This is a genomic window from Pseudomonas sp. H1_G08 (genome assembly GCF_054681355.1).
Genome location: NZ_CP162822.1, coordinates 2,752,865 through 2,773,060 on the forward strand (window position 1 = coordinate 2,752,865; position 20,196 = coordinate 2,773,060).

General features: G+C 62.1%; 19 protein-coding genes and 1 pseudogene. 8 read left to right on the forward strand and 12 right to left on the reverse strand.

Annotated features, from left to right (window positions below):
• Positions 1-431: 431 nt before the first annotated feature.
• Both AB4N85_RS12465 and AB4N85_RS12470 read left to right on the forward strand, forming a co-directional pair.
• Positions 432-578 (forward strand): annotated as a pseudogene (locus AB4N85_RS12465) (HAMP domain-containing protein); the annotation flags it as partial.
• A 102-nt stretch (positions 579-680) separates the two neighbouring features.
• Positions 681-1,436: a methyl-accepting chemotaxis protein gene (locus tag AB4N85_RS12470; RefSeq protein WP_370593523.1), complete on the forward strand. Its 756-nt coding sequence runs from the start codon at positions 681-683 to the stop codon at positions 1,434-1,436.
• Positions 1,437-1,639: 203 nt separating this feature from the next.
• Here the strand turns inward: AB4N85_RS12470 and AB4N85_RS12475 are convergent, their stop codons facing one another.
• The 4 genes from AB4N85_RS12475 to AB4N85_RS12490 are packed head-to-tail and all read right to left on the reverse strand — an operon-like array spanning position 1,640 to position 4,241.
• Complete coding sequence (locus tag AB4N85_RS12475) at positions 1,640-2,953, reverse strand: sensor histidine kinase (protein WP_150634871.1); 1,314 nt, start codon at positions 2,951-2,953, stop codon at positions 1,640-1,642.
• A complete protein-coding gene (locus AB4N85_RS12480; protein ID WP_016775412.1) occupies positions 2,950-3,618 on the reverse strand; it encodes a response regulator transcription factor in 669 nt (222 codons plus the stop codon). The genes AB4N85_RS12475 and AB4N85_RS12480 overlap by 4 nt, the downstream gene beginning before the upstream one ends.
• A gap of 3 nt (positions 3,619-3,621) precedes the next feature.
• Positions 3,622-3,933, reverse strand: a complete 312-nt coding sequence (locus AB4N85_RS12485; protein ID WP_016775413.1) for a PepSY domain-containing protein — start codon at positions 3,931-3,933, stop codon at positions 3,622-3,624.
• Positions 3,933-4,241 (reverse strand): PepSY domain-containing protein, encoded by a 309-nt coding sequence (locus AB4N85_RS12490; protein WP_016775414.1) that lies wholly within the window; start codon positions 4,239-4,241, stop codon positions 3,933-3,935. Before AB4N85_RS12490 ends, AB4N85_RS12485 begins: the two co-directional genes overlap by 1 nt.
• 292 nt (positions 4,242-4,533) lie before the next feature.
• Between AB4N85_RS12490 and AB4N85_RS12495 the strand changes: the two genes are divergently transcribed.
• The 4 genes from AB4N85_RS12495 (at position 4,534) to codA (ending at position 8,822) form a co-directional block, all read left to right on the forward strand.
• Positions 4,534-5,613 carry a patatin-like phospholipase family protein gene (locus tag AB4N85_RS12495; protein WP_460068224.1) on the forward strand — a complete coding sequence of 360 codons (1,080 nt, stop codon included), beginning with the start codon at positions 4,534-4,536 and terminating at the stop codon, positions 5,611-5,613.
• 85 nt (positions 5,614-5,698) lie between these two features.
• Entirely contained in the window at positions 5,699-6,055 is a 357-nt protein-coding gene (gene queD / locus AB4N85_RS12500) for a 6-carboxytetrahydropterin synthase QueD (RefSeq protein ID WP_007915588.1), read from the forward strand.
• Between the two features lie 245 nt (positions 6,056-6,300).
• On the forward strand, positions 6,301-7,572 hold the full coding sequence (codB, locus tag AB4N85_RS12505; RefSeq protein WP_122603777.1) for a cytosine permease: 1,272 nt from the start codon (positions 6,301-6,303) through the stop codon (positions 7,570-7,572).
• A gap of 14 nt (positions 7,573-7,586) precedes the next feature.
• Positions 7,587-8,822, forward strand: coding sequence for a cytosine deaminase (gene codA, locus AB4N85_RS12510; RefSeq protein ID WP_460068226.1), 1,236 nt, complete (start codon positions 7,587-7,589; stop codon positions 8,820-8,822).
• 129 nt (positions 8,823-8,951) lie between these two features.
• On the opposite strand, the gene AB4N85_RS12515 is transcribed toward codA, so the two are convergent.
• The gene (locus tag AB4N85_RS12515) at positions 8,952-9,932 is read right to left on the reverse strand and encodes a diaminopimelate epimerase (RefSeq protein ID WP_460068228.1); all 981 of its coding nucleotides are present in this window, start codon (positions 9,930-9,932) and stop codon (positions 8,952-8,954) included.
• A gap of 244 nt (positions 9,933-10,176) precedes the next feature.
• Between AB4N85_RS12515 and AB4N85_RS12520 the strand changes: the two genes are divergently transcribed.
• Positions 10,177-11,328: an MFS transporter gene (locus AB4N85_RS12520; RefSeq protein WP_150634866.1), complete on the forward strand. Its 1,152-nt coding sequence runs from the start codon at positions 10,177-10,179 to the stop codon at positions 11,326-11,328.
• Positions 11,329-11,413: 85 nt separating this feature from the next.
• On the opposite strand, the gene AB4N85_RS12525 is transcribed toward AB4N85_RS12520, so the two are convergent.
• The 4 genes from AB4N85_RS12525 to AB4N85_RS12540 form a co-directional block, all read right to left on the reverse strand.
• On the reverse strand, positions 11,414-13,840 hold the full coding sequence (locus AB4N85_RS12525; protein ID WP_310217149.1) for a TonB-dependent siderophore receptor: 2,427 nt from the start codon (positions 13,838-13,840) through the stop codon (positions 11,414-11,416).
• A 98-nt stretch (positions 13,841-13,938) separates the two neighbouring features.
• Positions 13,939-14,922, reverse strand: a complete 984-nt coding sequence (locus tag AB4N85_RS12530) for a FecR family protein (RefSeq protein WP_252867932.1) — start codon at positions 14,920-14,922, stop codon at positions 13,939-13,941.
• Positions 14,923-15,010: 88 nt separating this feature from the next.
• Positions 15,011-15,502: a sigma-70 family RNA polymerase sigma factor gene (locus AB4N85_RS12535; protein WP_406226855.1), complete on the reverse strand. Its 492-nt coding sequence runs from the start codon at positions 15,500-15,502 to the stop codon at positions 15,011-15,013.
• A 252-nt stretch (positions 15,503-15,754) separates the two neighbouring features.
• Entirely contained in the window at positions 15,755-16,195 is a 441-nt protein-coding gene (locus tag AB4N85_RS12540) for a carboxymuconolactone decarboxylase family protein (RefSeq protein WP_016775423.1), read from the reverse strand.
• 189 nt (positions 16,196-16,384) lie between these two features.
• Here AB4N85_RS12540 and AB4N85_RS12545 point away from each other — a divergent pair, with 189 nt between their 5' ends.
• The gene (locus tag AB4N85_RS12545; protein ID WP_041477257.1) at positions 16,385-16,738 is read left to right on the forward strand and encodes a hypothetical protein; all 354 of its coding nucleotides are present in this window, start codon (positions 16,385-16,387) and stop codon (positions 16,736-16,738) included.
• 159 nt (positions 16,739-16,897) lie between these two features.
• On the opposite strand, the gene AB4N85_RS12550 is transcribed toward AB4N85_RS12545, so the two are convergent.
• The 3 genes from AB4N85_RS12550 to AB4N85_RS12560 form a co-directional block, all read right to left on the reverse strand.
• Entirely contained in the window at positions 16,898-18,466 is a 1,569-nt protein-coding gene (locus AB4N85_RS12550; RefSeq protein WP_252882386.1) for a sensor domain-containing diguanylate cyclase, read from the reverse strand.
• A gap of 174 nt (positions 18,467-18,640) precedes the next feature.
• On the reverse strand, positions 18,641-19,414 hold the full coding sequence (locus tag AB4N85_RS12555; protein ID WP_460068232.1) for an aldolase: 774 nt from the start codon (positions 19,412-19,414) through the stop codon (positions 18,641-18,643).
• 11 nt (positions 19,415-19,425) lie between these two features.
• A complete protein-coding gene (locus AB4N85_RS12560) occupies positions 19,426-20,133 on the reverse strand; it encodes a haloacid dehalogenase type II (RefSeq protein ID WP_460068234.1) in 708 nt (235 codons plus the stop codon).
• Positions 20,134-20,196 lie beyond the last annotated feature (63 nt).

Here is a 20,196-nt window from a genome sequence, read left to right on the forward strand (position 1 = left end):
TCGACATCAACCTCAATAGCCTGCAAGCGATCAGCCAGAACGCCAGCCGCAAGCTTTACGACGGTCAGACCGCCGTCAGTATCGTCAGCCCCGCCGGCCTGCTCGCCGGTTACAGCCCGGATGCCGGCAAACTCAGCCAGCGCCTGGATGCGGTAGATCAGGCCAGCGGCAGCGAGTTGCTGCGCCTGCTCGCCTCGAGCACTGGCGTGAGCAGCCTGCACAGCAACGGCCAGTTGAAAGTGCTGTCGCCGTTCCAGCCGATTCCCGACGGACCGGCGTGGGGCGTGTTGCTCGATGTGCCGGAGAAAGTCCTGGTCAGCCGCGCCGAAGCGCTCAAGCAGCAACTGGATGCGAGCAATACCTCAGGCACGCTGATCGAACTGAGCCTCGGCCTGTTCGCCGCCCTGATCGGTCTGCTGCTGGTGTGGCTGATGGCGCGCAGCGTGACCAAACCTATCCTCGGTGTGGCGCACATGCTTGAAGACATCGCCAGCGGCGAAGGCGACCTGACCCGGCGTCTGGCCTACGACAAGCAGGACGAGCTCGGCCAGTTGGCCGGTTGGTTCAACAAGTTCCTCGACAAGTTGCAGCCGATCATCGCCGAGGTGAAGCGCTCGGTGCAGGACGCGCGCAACACTGCCGACCAGTCATCGGCCATCGCCACCCAGACCAGCGCCGGCATGGAGCAGCAATACCGTCAGGTCGATCAGGTCGCCACCGCGTCCCACGAAATGAGCGCCACCGCCCAGGACGTCGCGCGCAGTGCCGCCCAGGCCGCCGAAGCCGCCAAGGACGCCGACCGCGCCACCCGCCAGGGTCTGACCGTGATCGACCACACCACCGCGAGCATCGACACCCTCGCCGCCGACATGAGCGCAGCGATGGTTCAGGTCGAAGGCCTGGCCGCCAACAGCGAGAAAATCGGCACGGTGCTGGAAACCATCCGCGCCATCGCCGAGCAGACCAACCTGCTCGCACTCAACGCCGCCATCGAAGCCGCCCGCGCCGGTGAAGCCGGACGCGGTTTTGCTGTGGTCGCCGATGAAGTGCGCAACCTCGCGCGCCGCACTCAGGAGTCGGTGGAGGAAACCCGCCAGGTCATCGAGCAATTGCAGAACGGCACGCAGGAAGTGGTCGGTGCGATGGGCAACAGCCATCGTCAGGCCCAGGGCAGCGTTGAGCAGGTGGGCCAGGCTGTCACGGCGTTGCGGCAGATCGGCGATGCGGTGACGGTGATCAGCGACATGAACCTGCAAATCGCCAGTGCTGCCGAAGAGCAGAGCGCAGTGGCTGAAGAGATCAATAACAACGTGGCAACGATTCGCGATGTGACCGAGTCGCTGTCCGGGCAGGCCAATGAATCGGCGCGCGTGAGCCAGTCGCTCAACAGCCTGGCGAATCAGCAGCAGCGGTTGATGGATCAGTTTCGCGTTTGATGCACAAGTGCGGGGTGTCAGTTCCAATCCCCCCTCACCCCAGCCCTCTCCCCCCAAGGGGGCGAGGGGGAAAGGGAGCCGATCTTCATGCCATTCAAGTCCTGAGTTCGACTCGGATTTCAAGTGGGTGAATCTCTCAAGAACAACACAATCAGTCCCCTCTCCCTCTGGGAGAGGGTTAGGGTGAGGGGCTTTTCAAGGGCTCACCGCCGAGGCAGTTCAATCACCACTTTCAACCCGCCCCACTCGCTTTCGCCCAACACCAGCAAGCCACCCCACGTTTCGACAATATCCCGCACGATCCCAAGGCCGAGCCCATGCCCGTGGGTCTGCTCATCCAGCCGCGTGCCACGGCTGAACACCTGAGTGCGCTGCTCTTCGGGAATCCCCGGGCCGTCATCTTCCACGCTCAGGGCAAAGCCGTCAGACCGTTCGATTACACTCAAGCGCACCTCGGCATCGGCCCATTTGCAGGCGTTGTCGAGCAGGTTACCGAGCAGTTCGAGCAAATCCTCGCGGTCCCACGGCAGCTGCAAACCCGGCGGTGCGACGTAGCTCAGGGCCAGATGCTCGCCGTGAATCATGTTCAGCGTCGCCAGCAACCCCGGCAACTCGGCATCGCAATCAAACAACGCGCCGGGCAGCGCATCCCCCGCCAACCGCGCGCGATTGAGTTCGCGATTGAGGCGCTGCTGCACCTGCTCCAGTTGTTCCTTGAGGATCCTGCGCAGCTCGGGATGGTCATCGAGCTTGTCGCTGGAGGCCAGGCTGAGCAGCACCGCCAACGGGGTTTTCAGCGCGTGGCCAAGGTTGCCCAAGGCATTGCGCGAGCGCTTGAGGCTGTCTTCGGTGTGGGCGAGCAAATGGTTGATCTGCGCCACCAGCGGTTCCAGCTCCACCGGCACCTGATCGTCGAGTTGCGAGCGCTGGCCCTGCTGCAACTGAGCGATCTGCTCGCGCGCGCGTTCCAGCGGTTTCAGCGCGCGGCGCACGGTCAGGCGTTGCAGGAACAGGATCAACAGCAACGCCGCCAGCCCCAGACCGAGGCCGATCTGGCGCATGCGCTGGAAGCTGTCGCTGACCGGCGTGTAATCCTGGGCGACGCTGATCGAGATCGACTGACCCAGGCGTCGATAGTCCGAGCGCAGTATCAACAAGCGTTGCCCGTCCGGGCCAAGTTGCAGATTGCTGTGCAGCCCCGGGTGTTGCAGCAGCGGCAGTTCCTGATCCCACAGCGAGCGCGAACGCCAGTGGCTGTCGGAGAAATCGATGCGAAAGTAGTGCCCGGAAAACGGCCGCTGATAGGCCGGCGACAGATGCCGCTCATCCAGCTGCAAACCTTGCGGGCCGCGCACCAGCGCTACCAGCAGGCTTTCGCTGTCGTTGCGCAGGCCGGCTTCGAGGTAGCGCTGCAAACCGACTTCGAACAACCACAGGCTGGTTTGCGCCAGCACCAGACCGACCACCACCATCACGCTGATCAGACCCAGGCTCAAACGGCGCTGGATTGATCTCATGAAGCTTGCCCGCCGAACAGGTATCCCTGACCGCGACGGGTTTCGATCACGCTTTTGCCGAGCTTGCGCCGCAGGTGATTGACGTGGACTTCGAGGACGTTGGAGTCACGCTCGGTCTCACCGTCGTAGAGGTGTTCGGCGAGGTGGCTTTTCGAGAGGATCTGCTCGGGGTGCAGCATGAAATAACGCAGCAGGCGGAATTCAGCGGCGGTCAGCTGGATGTCGGCGCCGTCGCGAACCACGCACTGGCGGCCTTCGTCCAGATGCAGGCCGGCGGCTTGCAGGGTCGGCTGGTTGGCCTGGCCCTTGGAGCGGCGCAACAGTGACTGAATGCGCAGGTACAGTTCTTCCGGGTGGAACGGTTTGGTCAGGTAATCGTCAGCGCCGGCTTTCAGCCCTTCAATGCGCTCGGCCCAGGAGTCGCGCGCGGTAAGGATCAGCACCGGAATCGCCAGACCGGCCGCGCGCCACTGCGCCAACACGTCCAGCCCCGGCACGCCGGGCAGGCCGAGATCGAGGATGATCAGGTCATAGGGCTCGCTGCTGCCCTGATACACCGCGTCACGACCATCGGCCAGCCAATCCACCGCGTAGCCTTGGCGCTGCAGGCCGGCGAGCAATTCGTCGGCCAGCGGTACATGGTCTTCCACCAGAAGCAAACGCATCGATCAATCTTCCTTGTCTTTGACTAACTCGCCGGTATCGGCCTTCAGGTGCAGCTCGCGCGCCACGCCCTCGACCGTCAGCAATTCGACTTCGTAAATGTACACGTCGTGTTTTTCTTCCAGCTCAACTTCCAGCAGTTTGGCGCCGGGGTAGCGATCCATGGCCTGCTGCAGCACTTGCTCCAGCGGCAGGATCACGCCATCGCGACGCAGGGCCAGCGCCTCGTCCTGATCGAGGTCGCGAGCCATGGCCGTACTGCACAACAACACCAGCGCCAGCGCCGTCAGGCGGGTGGCGCGACTATTCAGCTTCATTACGTATCCTGATGATCCCTGAGCACTTCACCATCGACCGCGTTCAACTCCAGATCCCACTTCAGCCCTTTCGGGTCGCGCAGTTCGATCTGGTAAATGAACTTGCCGTACTCTTCCTCCAGCTCGGTTTCGGTGATTTCCGAACCGGGGTGTTTTTCCAGGGCGATGGCGTTGAGCTTCTCGAAGGAGACGATAGTACCAGCGTCGCGCAAACGAAGCGCTTCGTCAGGTCCGAGATCGCGCGCCAGCGCAGTGTTGGCGCCAAGGCCGAGGATCGAGGCAGTGGTCAGGGCAGTCAGGGTTTTCATGGGTGTCTCCGAATTCTTATATGTTGCTTACGGTGGGCACCATAGCGAGGTCAACTTAACTGAAACTGAATGGCCATCATTGTGCCCCACTGTTGGCAAGATTCCCTGTGGGAGCGAGCCTGCTCGCGAAGACGGAGTGTCAGCTGCAGCGATGTTTCTGACCCGCCGCTTTCGCGAGCAGGCTCGCTCCCACACTGGTTTTGCGTCTGCCCCGTTTGTGGGACAGGCTCACTCCTACATGGGCCTGCAACATGTGCTTATAATCGCCAGCTTGCTAACGATCGAGACCGGTATGACCGCCATCCACATCAAGTTTCCCGCCCTCACCCTCAAGGCCGGCCCACGGGCCATGGCGCGGATTCGTACGCAGGGTTTGCACGCCGCGGACGTCGGCACCCTGCCCGGTGCAGCCGGTGGGCCGAAGGCGTTGGGGATTCAGGGGCTCGATCTAGCGTTGTTCGGCGAGTGGCTGCCGGATGCGCCGCGTGAGCGTTCGCTGATCGGCGCCTCGGTGGGTTCCTGGCGCTTCGCCAGCGCCTGCCTGCCGGACGCCGCCGAAGGCATTCGCCGCCTCGGTGAGCTGTACGCCGAGCAGCATTTCAACAAAGGCGTGAGCATGGCCGAGATCAGTCAAAGCTCGCAGCGCATGCTCAATGACCTGCTCGACGGCCGCGATGCGAGCATCCTCGAGAACGCCGATTACCGCTTGAACATCATGGTGGTGAAAAGCCAGGGCCGCCTCGCCGAAGACCATCGCGGACGCCTCGGTCTGGCGCTGGGTTCGGTGATCGCCGACAACCTGCGCGGCCGTGCACGGCTGTCGCGACACTTTGAGCGGCTGATCATCCACGATCCACGCCTGGCGCCGCCGCTTGATGCCTTGACCGATTTCCCCTCGCGTTTCGTTGCGCTCAATACCGGCAACCTGCGCCAGGCCCTGCTCGCTTCCGGGTCGATTCCGATGGTCATGGAAGGCGTGCGCGACCTGCCCGGCGCCGGCGCGGGTACGTTCCGTGACGGCGGTTTGCTCGACTACCACCTCGACCTGCCCTACAGCGGCGACGGCATCGTGCTTTATCCGCACTTCACCGATCGGGTGATTCCCGGCTGGTTCGACAAGACCCTGCCATGGCGCCGCGCTTCGGTGCAGCGTCTGCAGGATGTGCTGCTGGTCGCGCCATCGAAGGAATATCTGGCGCGCCTGCCCTACGGCAAACTGCCCGATCGAAATGACTTCAAACGCTTTATGGGCGATGCGCCGAGCCGGCAGAAATACTGGCACGCGGCGATGGACGAGAGCCGGCGACTGGGTGACGAATTCCTCGAGCTGACGGCCAACGGTCGCCTCGCCGACCGCTTGCTGACCCTTTAGTCAGCACGGCCAAAGACAAGCTGATAAACTCGCCGCCTGCCCGAATCGCTGCGGCGAACGCCATCTGAACAGAGCCGAAAATACCGTGGAAATCTTCAAAGAGTTTACTTTCGAATCCGCCCACCGCCTGCCGCACGTCCCGGACGGCCACAAGTGCGGCCGCCTGCACGGCCACTCATTCAAGGTCGCGCTGCACCTGAGCGGCGACCTCGATCCGCACACTGGCTGGATTCGCGATTTCTCCGAGATCAAAGCGATTTTCAAGCCGCTGTATGAGCGCCTCGACCACAACTACCTGAACGACATTCCTGGCCTGGAAAACCCGACCAGCGAAGTGCTGGCCAAATTCATCTGGAATGAGATGAAGCCGTTGTTGCCGGAACTCAGCGCGATCCGCATTCATGAGACGTGCACCAGCGGCTGCATCTATCGCGGCGAATAAGCAACAGATCTCCCCGCCCCTGTGGGAGCGAGCCTGCTCGCGAAAGCGTCGTTCCAGTCAATTTATTCGGTGACTGACACTCCGTATTCGCGAGCAGGCTCGCTCCCACATTGGGCTCCTGGTGCTTTCAGTGCACTGCTTTTGCGCTGAAAACCCCAGTCGCGTCTCCACATTCGGTCACTTGCGCCGCTTGGCACGACCGCTGCAACCCTTCTGCGTCTTCCCCTTCCAGCAAGGACTGCCCCATGACGCAGAACGCCTCCGGCAACGATTACCCGCTCAGTGAAGTCCCCATGCACGCGCGCAAAGGCCTGGCCTCGACGGCGATGGTGTTACTGGGCTTCACGTTTTTCACTGCGACCATGTTTGCCGGCGGCAAGCTCGGGGTTGCGTTCGGTTTCGCCGAGATGATGGCGGTGATCATTGTTGGCAATCTGCTGCTGGGCCTTTACGCCGCAGGGCTGGGTTACATCGCCTTCAAGAGCGGCCTCAATTCGGTGCTGATGGGGCGTTTCTGTTTTGGCGAGGTCGGCAGCAAGCTCAGCGATCTGATTCTCGGCTTCACCCAGATTGGTTGGTACGCGTGGGGCACGGCGACGGCGGCGGTGGTGATCGGCAAGTATTTCAATCTCGATGAAACCACCGTGCTGGTCCTGATGGTGCTGTTCGGCCTCGGCTTCTGCGCTACGGCGTACATCGGTTATCGCGGACTGGAGATTCTCTCGTACATCGCGGTGCCGGCGATGATGTTGCTGCTGATGCTGTCGATGTGGGCAGCGACCGTGAAAGTCGGCGGCTTCGAAGGCTTGCTCAGCGTGGTGCCGAGCGGTTCGCTGGACTGGTCGACAGCGATCACCCTGGTGTTCGGCACCTTCGTCAGCGGCGCAACGCAAGCCACCAACTGGACGCGATTTTCGCGCTCGGCAAAAGTCGCGGTGCTGGCCAGCCTGATCGGTTTTTTCATCGGCAACGGGCTGATGGTGCTGATCGGCGCGTACGGCGCGATCGTCTATCAACAGCCGGATGTGGTTGAAGTGCTGCTGTTGCAGGGCTTCGCCATGGCCGCGATGGCCATGCTGTTGCTGAACATCTGGAGCACTCAGGACAACACCATCTACAACTTCGCCGTGGCCGGCTGCAACCTGCTGCGCACCGGGCGGCGCAAGACCGTGACCCTCGGTGGCGCGGTGATCGGCACTCTGCTCGCCCTGCTGGGCATGTACGACATGCTGGTGCCGTATCTCATCCTGCTCGGCACGGTGATTCCGCCGATTGGCGGGGTGATCATGGCTGACTTCTTCTACCGCTGGCGCGGGCACTATCCGCGTCTGGCCGACGCACGGTTGCCAGCGTTCAACTGGCCGGGCCTCGGGGCCTACGGGGTCGGAACCGTCGCTGCGTTCAGCTCGCCCTGGGTCGCGCCGCTGGTAGGGATCGCCGCTGCCGCGCTAACGTATGTCATCGTCACCGGTGTGCTGGGCGCACGTCGCGTCAGCGCACCACTACAAGACCTATAAAAAGGATTTGCCTGATGCACATCATCAACGCCCGCCTGCGCAACCAGGAAGGCCTGCACGAATTGCACCTCGAAGACGGCCTGATCCACAGCATCGCCCGTCAGACCGAAGCGCCGACCCTCGGCGCGGATGACCTCGATGCCGGCGGCAATCTGGTGGTGCCGCCCTTCGTCGAGCCGCACATCCACCTCGACGCCACCCTCACCGCCGGCGAGCCGCGCTGGAACATGAGCGGCACGCTGTTCGAAGGCATTGAATGCTGGGGCGAGCGCAAAGTCACCATCACCGAAGAAGACACCAAGACCCGCGCCAAGAAGACCATTCAGGCCCTGGCCGCCCACGGCATTCAGCACGTGCGCACCCACGTCGACGTCACCGACCCGCAACTCACCGCGCTCAAGGCCATGCTCGAAGTGCGCCAGGAAAGCCGTCACCTGATCGATCTGCAAATCGTCGCGTTCCCGCAGGAAGGCATCGAGTCGTTCCGCAACGGTCGCGAGCTGATGGAAGAAGCGATCCGCATGGGCGCCGACGTGGTCGGCGGCATTCCGCATTTCGAATACACCCGCGATCAGGGCGTCAGCTCGGTGAAGTTCCTCATGGACCTGGCCGAGCGTACCGGCTGCCTGGTCGACGTGCACTGCGACGAGACTGACGATCCGCATTCACGTTTCCTCGAAGTGCTTGCCGAAGAAGCGCGCAGCCGCGACATGGGCGCCCGCGTCACCGCCAGCCACACCACGGCGATGGGTTCTTATGACAATGCCTACTGCGCCAAACTGTTCCGCCTGCTCGGCCATTCCGGCATCAGCTTTGTTTCCTGCCCGACCGAAAGCATTCATCTGCAAGGACGTTTCGACAACTTCCCGAAACGCCGGGGCGTGACCCGCGTCAACGAACTGCTCGAAGCCGGCATGAACGTGTGTTTCGGTCAGGATTCGATCGTCGACCCGTGGTATCCGCTGGGTAACGGCAACATCCTGCGCGTGCTTGAAGCGGGTTTGCACATCTGCCACATGCTCGGTTATCGCAACCTGCAAAGCGCGCTGGATCTGGTCACCGACAACAGCGCCAAAGCCATGCACCTGGGCGAGCGTTACGGACTCGAACAGGGCCGCCCGGCGAACCTGCTGATTCTCTCGGCGGACAGCGACTACGAAGTGATCCGCAGCCAAGGCCTGCCGCTGTATTCGATTCGCGGCGGCAAGGTGTTGATGAAGCGGCAGATGCCGGTGGTGGAGTTCAGTTGAGATTGCGCTGGGGCTGATGGCCTCATCGCTGGCAAGCCAGGCTCCCACAGGTTTTGTGTTGAGCACATGATTGGGCCCTCATGCAAAACCCTGTGGGAGCCTGGCTTGCCAGCGATGGCGTCGGCCGAATCAATCCATCAACCGCGCCGTGCCAAACAATCTGACGCGCAGCAATTCCCCTTGCGAAACCTCAAGCAAAACCGGTGCGGTGCCACCCGGCATGACCACCCGCACTTCTCCCGCCTCGACCCAACCCACCCGCCACGCGGCACACGCGACCGCACTGGCGCTGGTGCCGGATGACGCGGTTGGTCCTTCGCCACGTTCGAATACCCGGGCGAGGATTTGCTGCGGCGACGCCAGCGCGGCCCATTGCAGATTGACGCCCGCCGGGCAGGGATTGCCGGCACCGGTGGGCATGGCATAGGCAATTGCCGTCAGCCTCTCGTTCAGGGGCGATTCACTCATCTGTTCGTTGCTCGGCAAAGCGGACGCATCGCCGAGCAGCGTTACACAGTGCGGATTGCCGATGCGTACGAATTGACTATGGGTCCAGGCGGGATCGAGTTGCGCCAAGGGCTGGACATGGCTGACGTCGCGATTGTTGATTTGAACGCTCTCGACTGCCTGCGCCCCGACGGCTTGCGGGCCGAATACGGGCCAGCCGAGGTCGAGCCAGAAACCGCGCACGCCTTCGACTTCGGCCGGTTTCACCGAGGTTGCTACCGGCTCACCTTTGTCATGATGGACACGCAACACTGCACCCTGCTCCGGCAGCAAGCCTTGCTCGGTCAATGCCTGAGAAAAAATCGTCAGGCCGTTACCGCTGCGCTCGGCGAGACTGCCGTCGGTGTTGACGATCAGCACATCGAACGGCGCAGATGCCTGAAACGGGCCGATCAGCAGGCCGTCACTGCGGTGGGGTTTGCCGTTGGCCGGACGCTGGCCTTCCGGCCAATCGCAGCACAGGGCGATAGCGGCTTCGCTCCAGTGCTGCCGAGATGCGGCGCAGGCGTCGGCGCTTGTCGGCAACGCGATTCCGGCCTCGCGCAAGGCTTGGGGTGAGACCACTCCGTAGATATTGCCGCGTGCGTCGTAGAACGTCGTCATGCCTTGTTCCCATATTCCATGCTGGCGAAAATCCGACTGTAAACCGCAAACCAGTGTGGGAGCGAGCCTGCTCGCGAAGGCGGTGCGTCAGTCGACAATTCCATATTTGACCCACCGCTTTCGCGAGCAGGCTCGCTCCCACAGGGTAGGATGTTCACCGTTATGCCCCGAAAGGCCTGAGATCGAACCTCAACGCCGCCAGAATGTCACTCGGGATGCAGTTGTTTTTTTGCCAAGGATCGATATGACCAGCCTCAACCCCCAAGACACGTTCGTCCCCGGACGCCTGCAACAGATGTCCACCCGCGTCGCTTTTTTCATCGCTGGCCTCGGCATCGCCGCCTGGGCGCCGCTGGTGCCGTATGCCAAGGCGCGGGCCGGGCTGGATGAGGGCACGCTGGGGTTATTGCTGCTGTGCCTGGGCGTAGGCTCGATTCTGGCGATGCCGCTGGCGGGGATTCTTGCCACACGTTTTGGTTGCCGACGTGTGGCCACCGCCGGCACCTTGCTGATCTGCGCGGCACTGCCGTTGCTGGCGACGGTGTCGTCGATCCCGGCGCTGATCGCCACATTGTTCATGTTCGGCGCCGGTCTCGGCACGGTGGATTCGACGGTGAACCTGCAAGCAGTGATCGTCGAGCGCGCCAGCGGCAAGCACATGATGTCGGGGTTCCACGGCCTGTTCAGCCTCGGCGGCATCGTCGGTGCGGCGGGTGTCAGCGCCCTGCTCGGCCTCGGGCTGACACCGCTGGCAGCGATGCTGGTCGTCGTCGTGTTGCTGATCGGCGCCCTGCTCAAGTGCGTGCCGCACATGTTGCCCTACGGCAGCGAAAGCTCCGGCCCGGCGTTCGCCATTCCCCATGGCATCGTGCTGTTTATCGGCGGCATGTGCTTCATCGTTTTCCTTACCGAAGGCGCGGCGCTGGACTGGAGCGCAGTGTTCCTCGCTCAGGAACGGGGGATCGACACGGCTTATGCGGGAATGGGTTACGCAGCGTTTGCCCTGACCATGACCGTCGGCCGTCTGCTGGGTGATCGCATAGTGCGCAAGCTGGGGGCTACGCGGATCATTCTGTTCGGCGGTCTGTTGGCGGCGGCGGGACTGTTTCTCGCCACCTTCGCGCCGAGCTGGCAAGCGGCGCTGCTCGGTTATGCGCTGGTCGGCGCCGGTTGCTCGAACATCGTGCCGGTGCTGTACACGGCGGTGGGCAAACAAACGGTGATGCCGGAAAGCATCGCGGTACCGGCAATTACCACGCTGGGTTATGCAGGGATTCTTGCCGGGCCAGCGGTGATCGGTTTTGTCGCCCATGCCAGCAGCCTGAGTTTTGCCTTTGGATTGATGGCAGTGTTGCTGGTGGCTGTGGCGATCGGCGGCAAAGTCCTCAAGGTCTGAAAGCTTCGCGAGCAGGCTCGCTCCCACAGGGTTTCAGTGGTCCATGTGGGAGCGAGCCTGCTCGCGAAGAAGGCACCGCGCTCTATCAGAAGCCTACGCTGGCCTGCACGAAGAACGTGCGCGGTGCGCCGACATACATCCCCGAGTTGTTGTCGCTGGAGCGGGTGAAGTATTGCTTGTCGAAGACGTTCTTCACCCCGGCGCCGAGCTTCAGGTTCGACACCTGCGGACCAAAGTCATAACCGCCGCGCACGTTCCAGGTCACGTAACCCGGGATGTCGCCGTACTGCCCGTCTGCTGTGCCTTCGGTGATGTAGTTGCCATTGAAGCTGCCATCCGCATTCACACCGGTGCCCGGCGAACGCTGTTTCGATTGGGCAAAGCCGTCGATGTTCCAGGTCCAGCGGTTGATGTCGTAACGCAAACCGACTGTCGCAACCTGCCGCGAATAGAACGGCAGATCGCGACCCTTGAAGCCGGGGATCTCGCCTTCATAAGTGGCGCGGGTGTAGGTGAGCCCGGCGTTGGCGGTCAGGCCATCGAGGCGCGGGTCGAGTGCGGCCATGTCGTAATGCACCGAGGCTTCAATGCCTTGGTGCTTGGTCGCGCCGAGGTTGGTCCAGCCGACATCGTTGCTGATGTATTGCAGTTCGTCATCGAAGTCGATGTAGAACAGCGTCACCTCGCCGCCCCAGACATCATCGTTGTAACGCGTGCCGATCTCGTAGGTCTTGGCCTTTTCCGGCTCCAGACCGTTGGCGGTGCTGTCACCCGAACCGCCCTGGCCGAGCTGGAAATACTGCAGGCTGCCGAACGAGGTTTCGTAATTAGCGAACAGCTTCCAGGCATCGGACAGGTGATACATCACGCTCAGCGCCGGCAGCGGCTCATTGCTTTCGATGCTGCGGTTTTTCTCCGGTACCGGGCGGCCAGCGGTGTCGAGCACGGCGCGGTCGTGCCAATCGGTGCTGATGTGTTCGAAGCGAATGCCTGGGGTGATGGTCCAGTTGCCGACGTCGATCTTGTTGTCGACATACACCGAATTGGCCTCGGTGCCGCCAGTGCGATCCTGGAACACATGGCCGTCGGAGGTCGGCGTGACCACCGGCTGGTTGTTGACCAGCGCCAGACGACTCGATTCTTCGTGCATGGCCTCTTTCAGATAGCGATAACCGACGCTGACTTCCTGAGTGGTCGGGCCGACATCGAACACCCGCGACACGCGCGGCTCGATGCCCAGGGTGTAATAGGAACGCGGGTACGAGCTGAGGGTGCGCTGATCGCGCGCGGCGATGGTACTGCCGCGAAAGCTGTCGGTGTAATAGGTGAGAATTTCTGCCTGGGTGCGCTCGTCGATCTGGCGGATCCACTTGAACGACACGTCTTTGCGCCGGCCTGTGAACTGGTCGTAGTCACGCACCGACTCGTACGGTTTGTCATCGTACTGACGCTGAGTCAGGCCACCCGGCATGTCGGCACTGGCGTCGTAGTAGTGGAAGTTGAGGCTGAAATCGTCCTTATCGGTCGGCGCCCAATGCGTCTTGAGCAGCACGTCGTCGATGTCATTGCCGTTGTTGCGCTCGCGATAACCGTGACCGTTGACGCCGGAGTACAGCAGCGCGACGCCCATGCCGTTGTCGGCGGTGCCACCGACGAACGCGGTGTCGATGTGTTTCCAGCCGCCGTACTGCGTGGTTTCCAGGGTGGTGCCGATTTCGCCGGTGGTTTTCTCCGGAATCGCGCGGGTCACGAAGTTGATCACGCCGCCGACGTTCTGCGGCCCGTAGCGCACGGAACCGGCGCCGCGCACGACGTCGATGCTGTCGAGATTGCCCGAGGAAATCGGCGCCATCGACAGTTGCGGCTGGCCGTAAGGCGCGAACGCCGCTGGCACGCCATCGATCAAAACAGTCGAGCGTGGCGACAGGCGCGAAGTCAGACCGCGCACGCCGACGTTGAGGGAAATATCACTGCCGCCGGTGCCATTGGAGTCCTGCACCTGCACGCCAGGCACGCGCTTGAGCACGTCGCTGACGTTCATCGCGCCCTGCTCGACCATCGCTTCGCGGCGAATCACCGTGCGTGCGCCGGGGTGGTTCTGCACCACCGCAGCGTCCGCGTCACCGAGCCAGTCGCCGACCACTTTGATGTCGGTCACACCCAGTTCCAGCGGGCCGTTGCTGGCTGCGGAAGTGGCGGCCGGGGCGAGCGTCACCGAGCCTTCATTGATCTGATAATCGAGGCCGCTGCCCTGCAGCAACTGCCGCAGCGCCTGCTCTGGCGCGAGGTCGCCGTCCACCGCCGGAGCTTGTTTGCCGGCCACCAGCTCAGGGCTGAAAAACACCTGCAGCGAGGTTTGCTGGCCCAGTTCGCTCAAGGCTTGGCCTAGCGGTTGCGCGCGGATATGAATGGCTTCAGCGGCAAACGCCAACGGCATCGCGGCGCTGACTGCCAGCGCGAGAGCCAGTGGCAACCAAGGGGATTTTTTATTGTGGGTTGTGGTGATGTTCACGTCGTACGGAGTCCTGTGGATCGCAAGAGTGTGCGGCTGTTAATGCAAACCAGTTGCAGTTGAACAGGAAGACGATGAACGGGGAAAAAACCTGAATGCTATCTGGAAATTATTTCCTGACTGCCATCGGCAAGGGTGCGCACCGTCACCGGCAGGATGCTCGGCAAGGCTTTGAGCAAGGCGTCGGTGTCGTCGGATTTGAACACGCTGGTCAGGCGCAGGCTGGCCACGTTCGGCTGGGATACGGTCAGCGGTTTGTCGCGATAGCGCGATACTTCCGCCGCTACTTCGCCGAGGCTGGCGTTGTTGAACACCAGTTTGCCGTTACGCCATGCGGTCAGTTCCGCCGGGTTGACCGCGTAGGCCGGCAGGACTTTGCCTTGGCCATCGACCGCCGTGCCGAGGCCTGCGGTGAGGTTGATGAATTGGTTGTCCGGGGCAGCACTTCCCTGCACCTTCACCGTGCCCTGCTCCACCGCCACGCGGGTTTGCGTGGCATCGCGGCGCACATCGAAACGCGTACCGGTGACCGTGACCCTGCCGCTGCCCGCTTCGACAATAAACGGACGCGAGGCGTCGTGTTCAACGCTGAACATCGCCTCGCCCGCGCTCAATTCGATAACCCGTCGATCCTGCTCATAACGCACCTGCAAGCGGCTGCGACTGTTCAGATCGATTACAGAACCGTCCGGCAACGCCACATGCTTGCGCTCGCCCGGCGCCGTGGCGAATTCAGCGCGGTAACCGCCCGGATGATTCAGCCCGCTGAACAGGCCAAGCCCCAGCGCCACGGCCAGAACACTCGCGGCGACGGCATAACGCAGCATCGGCCGACGTTGGCGGCGAGCTGGCGGAGTTTCAACCAGCGCTTGAAGACGTGAGGTCGGCAGCAAATCAGCCGCCGCCCACAAGCCCTGTAGCAACTGGAATTCTTCGCGGTGCTGCGAATGCTCGTTCAGCCAGGCCTCGAAGCGCTGCTGTTGCTCGACGCTGACATTCGGTTCCTGCAAACGCACGAACCATGCCGCCGCCTCGTCACGCACCGCCGCTTGCCCACAGGCGCAATCTCTCGTCTCCATCATGGAATATTCTGTCCGGCTGAGGTTGAGACCAGGCACGCCCCCCTGTAGGAGCTGCCGAAGGCTGCGATCTTTTCGACGTCACTCGTCATCATGACTGCAAGCCATCCAGCCGCTCACGCAGATGGCGCAGGGTGCGGATCATATACTTTTCGACCATGTTCTTGGACAGCCCCAGGCGTTCGGCGATTTCTGCCTGCGTCAGGCCTTCGATCTTCTGCCATACAAAGATCTTGCGGCAGTTGAGCGGCAGCTCGGTGAGCGCGCGTTCGATGGAATCGGCCAACTGGATCGCGTGCATGTAATGCTCCGGATCGCCCGCCGACGATGCACTGTCATCGACCGCCTCCGACTCCATGACGCCCCGCCGGTCCTCACGCCGATAACCATCAACGGCGATATTGCGCGCGGTCTGATGCAAATACGCACGCGGCTGCTGCACCGCCGCCGAATCCGCCTCGAGCACCCGCACAAAGGTGTCGTGCGCCAGATCCTCGGCCTGCGCGCGATTGCGCAGGCGACGAGTCCAGGTGCCGATCAACTCTTCGTAATGCTCGAAAAAGCCGGGTCTGCGGGAGCGCATGGGGGATGGGCGGCGTGGTGAGAAAGGGGCGTGAATAGTAATGCTTCGTATTAATACAAAGCAATGCACGCTGTGATGGTGTTCTTGATGCGCAAGGTACAAGCACCGACGACGCCGAGCTCCGATGGGCATTGAATAGGACCCTGTGGGAGCGAGCCTTCTCGCGAATGCGGTATGTCAGCAACGATGATGGTGACTGACACGTCGCCTTCGCGAGCAGGCTCGCTCCCACAAGGTAAAAGCGTGAATGTCTCAGGCCTGCGGCAGTTTGCGGAAGCCCACTGCCAGGCGATTCCAGCCGTTGATGGTGTTGATCGCCACCGTCAGGTCAACCAGTTCCTTCGGCGAAAACTGCGCAGCGACGACTTCATAGTCTTCGTCCGGCGCGTGGGTCAGGCTCAGTTGCGTCAGCGACTCGGTCCACAGCAGTGCGGCACGTTCACGCTCGCTGAAGAACGGCGCTTCCCGCCATGCTGTCACGGCGAACAGGCGGCGTGGGGTTTCGCCGTCCTTGATCGCGTCGGCGGTGTGCATGTCGATGCAGAATGCGCAGCCGTTGATCTGTGAAGAGCGCAGCTTGACCAGTTCGAGCAGGCTCTTTTCCAGCGACAGTTTCGAGACGGCATTTTCCAGCGCCATCATCGCTTTCATGGCATCGGGGGAAGCGGTGTAGAAATCGGCACGAGGTTGCATGGTGGGCTCCGGGGTAGCGATTGAATGTGTGGCTACGTTAGTCCCCGGGGGTGGTTCGGCAAATAGCCAATATTGCAGAAGAACGGTAGGCCACTTGGCGCGGCGACTGACCGCTCGTCACTCGACGGGCACCAAGGTTTCAGTGCGCCTGACCAATATGAGGTAATCCCCTTTATCAGGAGACGTACCATGATGACGCGCAAATTCACTTCGTTATTGTTGGCCGGCCTGCTCGCCACGGCATCCGCCGCCAGCTTCGCTGCCAACGACAGCACCGATGCGACGGGCACCAAGTCCGGCGGCGCCAGCAGTTCAACCATGCCGCCAGACAGCACGCCGGGCTCGCCTTCCGTTGACAGCAATTCGGGTGGAACCAATAACGGAACTGGCACAGGAACCGGGACAGGGACAGGAACTGGTTCGGGCATGGGCACTGGAACGGGCACCAATGGCGGCGCCAGCGGTTCGGGTTCCGGCGCGGGTGGCGGGACCGGTTCGGCCGGCGGCGGCACGGGTGGTGCGGGCGGTGGCACGGGCAGCTGAACGAACAAGAGCCATCCCAGATAGTCCTGCTTACATCAGGACCCAATGTGGGAGCGAGCCTGCTCGCGAAAGCGGTATGTCAGCCAACCTTGATGCAAGCTGACACACCGATTCGCGAGCAGGCTCGCTCCCACTTCTGATGTCTGTTGATTGAAAGAATCAGCGATCCGAACGCATCAGCTCGGCAAAACCCTCTTCAGCTGTAAACACCGCCGCGCGATTGCGCCCGGCATTTTTCGCCTCATACAACGCCGCATCCGCGCGCTGGATAAACACTTGCGGGCTGTCGTTGCCGTGCGGAATAAACGCATAACAGCCCAGGCTCACCGTGAGATAACCGGTCGGCGAGCCACTGTGGATGATGTGCTTGTCGATCACGCTGCGGCGAATCTGCCCGGCTATCGCCAGCGCACCGTTGATGTCCGTATCCGGCAACAGCACAGCGAACTCTTCACCACCGTAACGCACCGCCAGATCCGACTTGCGCTGGCAGCAGGCCTTCACCACTTGGGCCACCTGCGCCAGGCATTGATCGCCGGCGACATGGCCGTAAGCGTCGTTGTAGCGCTTGAAGAAATCGATATCGAGCATGATCAGGCTGACCGGGCTGACCTGGCGCGCGCCCCGGGCAAATTCGATGTCCAGCGAGCGCTCGAACAAGCGTCGATTGGCCAGTCCGGTGAGGCTGTCGTGGGTGGCGATCTGCTCCAGCGCCAGTTGCGCCTTGCGCAGATTTTTCTCGATACGTTCGCCATCGCGCACTTGATGAATGAACACCCAGCCGAACAGGCCAACCCCGAGAATCACCAGCGCGACAATCACGCTGGACTGAAAGGCGCGGTCATACCAGCCCTGCAGAATCGTGTCTTGCGACGTCGCAGCAGAGACCACCAGCGGATACGAGGCGAGCTGTCGATAGCCATACAAGCGGGTCACGCCGTCGACCACGGAGTTGAGCATCGCGGTGCCAGCGTTAGCGTTCGGCAGCAGGGTTTGATAGATCTCGCCGTGGGCCACCGAGGTGTTGATCAACGACTCATCAAAGGGCCGTCGCGCCAGCAAGGTGCCGTCGGTCAGCGCCAGAAACATGATGCCGCTGTCATCGAGGCTGAAGCTTTTGAAGAACTGATCGAAGTAGGACATGCGGATGCCCGCCATCAGCACGCCCTGAAAGTTGCCGAGCTGGTCGTTGACGCGTCTGGAAATCGGAATGATCCACTCGCCGTTTTCGCGGCTGCGAATCGCCGGACCGATGTGCGCAACGGTCGACGCATTCTGCTGATGGAACTTGAAATATTCGCGATCGGCCACGCCATTGCCACGAGGCAGATCGGCGAACGAAGTAATGACCCACTGCCCTTCGCGATCGAAGAGAAAGATGCCATGCAACTGATCCAGTTGCTGCGCGCGGCGGGCAAAGATCCGCTGCAACCGAGGGCGCTGCGCCGCCCCGTAACCATCGTCCTGAATCCAGTCGACCAGGCTGGTCATCACCAGATCCGCCGCCCGCACAGTGTCCTCGGCCTGCTGCGCCATGGCCCTGGTCAGGTTGCCCGAAGCCATTTTCGCCACCGCCAGATCCTGACGCCGCGACTGCTCCAGTTGCAGGTACAGCAGACCGCACAGGCACAGGCTCACCGCAACGATAAACAGCACCGCCGCTTTGCGTAGCGGCAACCGTTTGAGCGTGCCGGGGGCCTGATGCGGATCGTGATTGGGGATTGGCAAAAGCATGTCCTGGGCAGGTACGACAGGGGCGCGAGCCCGAAACCCTTGTATGTGTGAGCGTAGCCCACCGGGATGTACCGGGCAAACGCCCGCCTCCCGCCCAGTTATCGGCGCGTCGCGAGTTTGGATGATCGCTTTTCGTCGATTTATTTACGATTGCTTCTTTACGGTTAATCAGTTGTGCAGGGCCAGCCGCCGCATCGCGCTGGTCAGGTGCGCGCGGGCACTTTGCGCATCACCTTCGCGCATTTGTTCATAGGCGCGCTGCGCAATCGCATGGGGCACCGGTTTCAATTCGCGCTGAGTGGCCAGTGCCAGCAGTTGCACCTGCGCGGCGCGTTCCAGGTAATACAGATCGTCCCAGGCTTCGGCAATGCTCGGCGCGGCGATAATCACCCCGTGGTTTTTCAGAAAGAGAATGTCGGCGTCGCCCATGACGCTGGCGATGCGGTCACCTTCGGATGCGTCCAGTGCGAGACCGTTGTAATCCTCGTCCACCGCTGTGCGCCCGTAAAACTTCAGCGCAGTCTGCCCCAGCCACAGCAGCGGCGGGCCTTGCAACAGGCACAACGCGGTGGCGTGCGGCATGTGCGTGTGGAACGCGACTTTTACCCGTGGCAGTTGTTTGTGCAGGCGCGCGTGGATGTAGAACGCGGTCGCCTCGGGCTCGCCTTCGCCATCGACCACGTTGCCGGCGAAGTCACAGACCAGCAGATTCTGCGCGGTCACTTCCGAAAAAGCGTAGCCGTATGGATTGACCAGAAACAGATCATCATGCCCCGGCAGCATCGCCGAAAAGTGATTGCAGATGCCCTCCTCCAGCCCATGCAGCGCGGCCAGTTGAAAGCACGCGGCGAGTTCGTTGCGGGCGGTGATGATCGCTTCGGTTTCCAGGTTCAGCGTCGCGGTTGGTCTGGCTTTGCCAGTGCCGCTCAAGATATGAGCCATGGCAATCCTCCTTAGGTCCAGCCGAGGGATTTGAACAGCGGCAGCACTTGATCGAGGCTGGACAGGATCGCGTCGGGGCGATAGTCGGGCAACAACTGGCGCCCGGTGCCGCGATCGATCCACACGCAACGAAAACCCATGTCCCGCGCCGCCGTGTGATCGAGCATGGGGCTGGCGCAGATGTGCACCACTTCATCCCGGGTCACGCCCAATTGCTCATGAGCGTAGTCGAACAGGCGCGGCGCCGGTTTGTAGGCACCGGCCTGTTGCGCGGTGATCACCCGGTCGATATGGCCGCCGAGTTGCGCGACGTTACCGGCGATGGTGTCGTCGTCAGTGTTGGAGACAACGCACAGCTTGAAGCCCATGGCTTTGAGCTGCGCGAGGGTGTCGACCACTTCGGCAAATGGCGGCATGTTCGGGATGGCCGCCGCCAGACGCTGACTGTCCTCGGACTGGCTCGGCAAGCCCAGTTCTGCCAGCGCCAGTTGCAGGCCGAGGGTGCTGAGTTCGCGAAAGGAATGGTGCGGCGGCGTTTGTTCGAGACGGTGCTCGTGACGGTCGTAGACTTCAATCAACTTAGTGGCGTCGACTGTGTGCTCGCCCTTGTCGCTGAGCATTTTCTCGACCACGGCTTTCAGCCCTTCATCCCACTGAATCAGCGTGCCGTAGCAATCGAAGGTCAGCCATTGCGGGCGTGGCGTGTTGTTCAAGGTCATCGGTCGATTCCTCCAGAGTGAGGACTTCAGCTTATGAGCGTGCGGTGATAGTGTGAAATTAAA

Bases quoted from the DNA above. Each gene is read 5' to 3' on its own strand.
- AB4N85_RS12555 (WP_460068232.1), bottom strand. From the start codon at position 19,414: ATGGCTCATATCTTGAGCGGCACTGGCAAAGCCAGACCAACCGCGACG.
- AB4N85_RS12540 (WP_016775423.1), bottom strand. From the start codon at position 16,195: ATGCAACCTCGTGCCGATTTCTACACCGCTTCCCCCGATGCCATGAAA.
- codB (WP_122603777.1), top strand. From the start codon at position 6,301: ATGACGCAGAACGCCTCCGGCAACGATTACCCGCTCAGTGAAGTCCCC.
- AB4N85_RS12560 (WP_460068234.1), bottom strand. From the start codon at position 20,133: ATGACCTTGAACAACACGCCACGCCCGCAATGGCTGACCTTCGATTGC.
- AB4N85_RS12495 (WP_460068224.1), top strand. From the start codon at position 4,534: ATGACCGCCATCCACATCAAGTTTCCCGCCCTCACCCTCAAGGCCGGC.
- AB4N85_RS12490 (WP_016775414.1), bottom strand. From the start codon at position 4,241: ATGAAAACCCTGACTGCCCTGACCACTGCCTCGATCCTCGGCCTTGGC.
- AB4N85_RS12470 (WP_370593523.1), top strand. From the start codon at position 681: ATGGAGCAGCAATACCGTCAGGTCGATCAGGTCGCCACCGCGTCCCAC.
- AB4N85_RS12515 (WP_460068228.1), bottom strand. From the start codon at position 9,932: ATGACGACGTTCTACGACGCACGCGGCAATATCTACGGAGTGGTCTCA.
- AB4N85_RS12520 (WP_150634866.1), top strand. From the start codon at position 10,177: ATGACCAGCCTCAACCCCCAAGACACGTTCGTCCCCGGACGCCTGCAA.
- AB4N85_RS12530 (WP_252867932.1), bottom strand. From the start codon at position 14,922: ATGATGGAGACGAGAGATTGCGCCTGTGGGCAAGCGGCGGTGCGTGAC.
- AB4N85_RS12535 (WP_406226855.1), bottom strand. From the start codon at position 15,502: ATGCGCTCCCGCAGACCCGGCTTTTTCGAGCATTACGAAGAGTTGATC.
- AB4N85_RS12475 (WP_150634871.1), bottom strand. From the start codon at position 2,953: ATGAGATCAATCCAGCGCCGTTTGAGCCTGGGTCTGATCAGCGTGATG.
- AB4N85_RS12485 (WP_016775413.1), bottom strand. From the start codon at position 3,933: ATGAAGCTGAATAGTCGCGCCACCCGCCTGACGGCGCTGGCGCTGGTG.
- AB4N85_RS12545 (WP_041477257.1), top strand. From the start codon at position 16,385: ATGATGACGCGCAAATTCACTTCGTTATTGTTGGCCGGCCTGCTCGCC.
- AB4N85_RS12480 (WP_016775412.1), bottom strand. From the start codon at position 3,618: ATGCGTTTGCTTCTGGTGGAAGACCATGTACCGCTGGCCGACGAATTG.
- codA (WP_460068226.1), top strand. From the start codon at position 7,587: ATGCACATCATCAACGCCCGCCTGCGCAACCAGGAAGGCCTGCACGAA.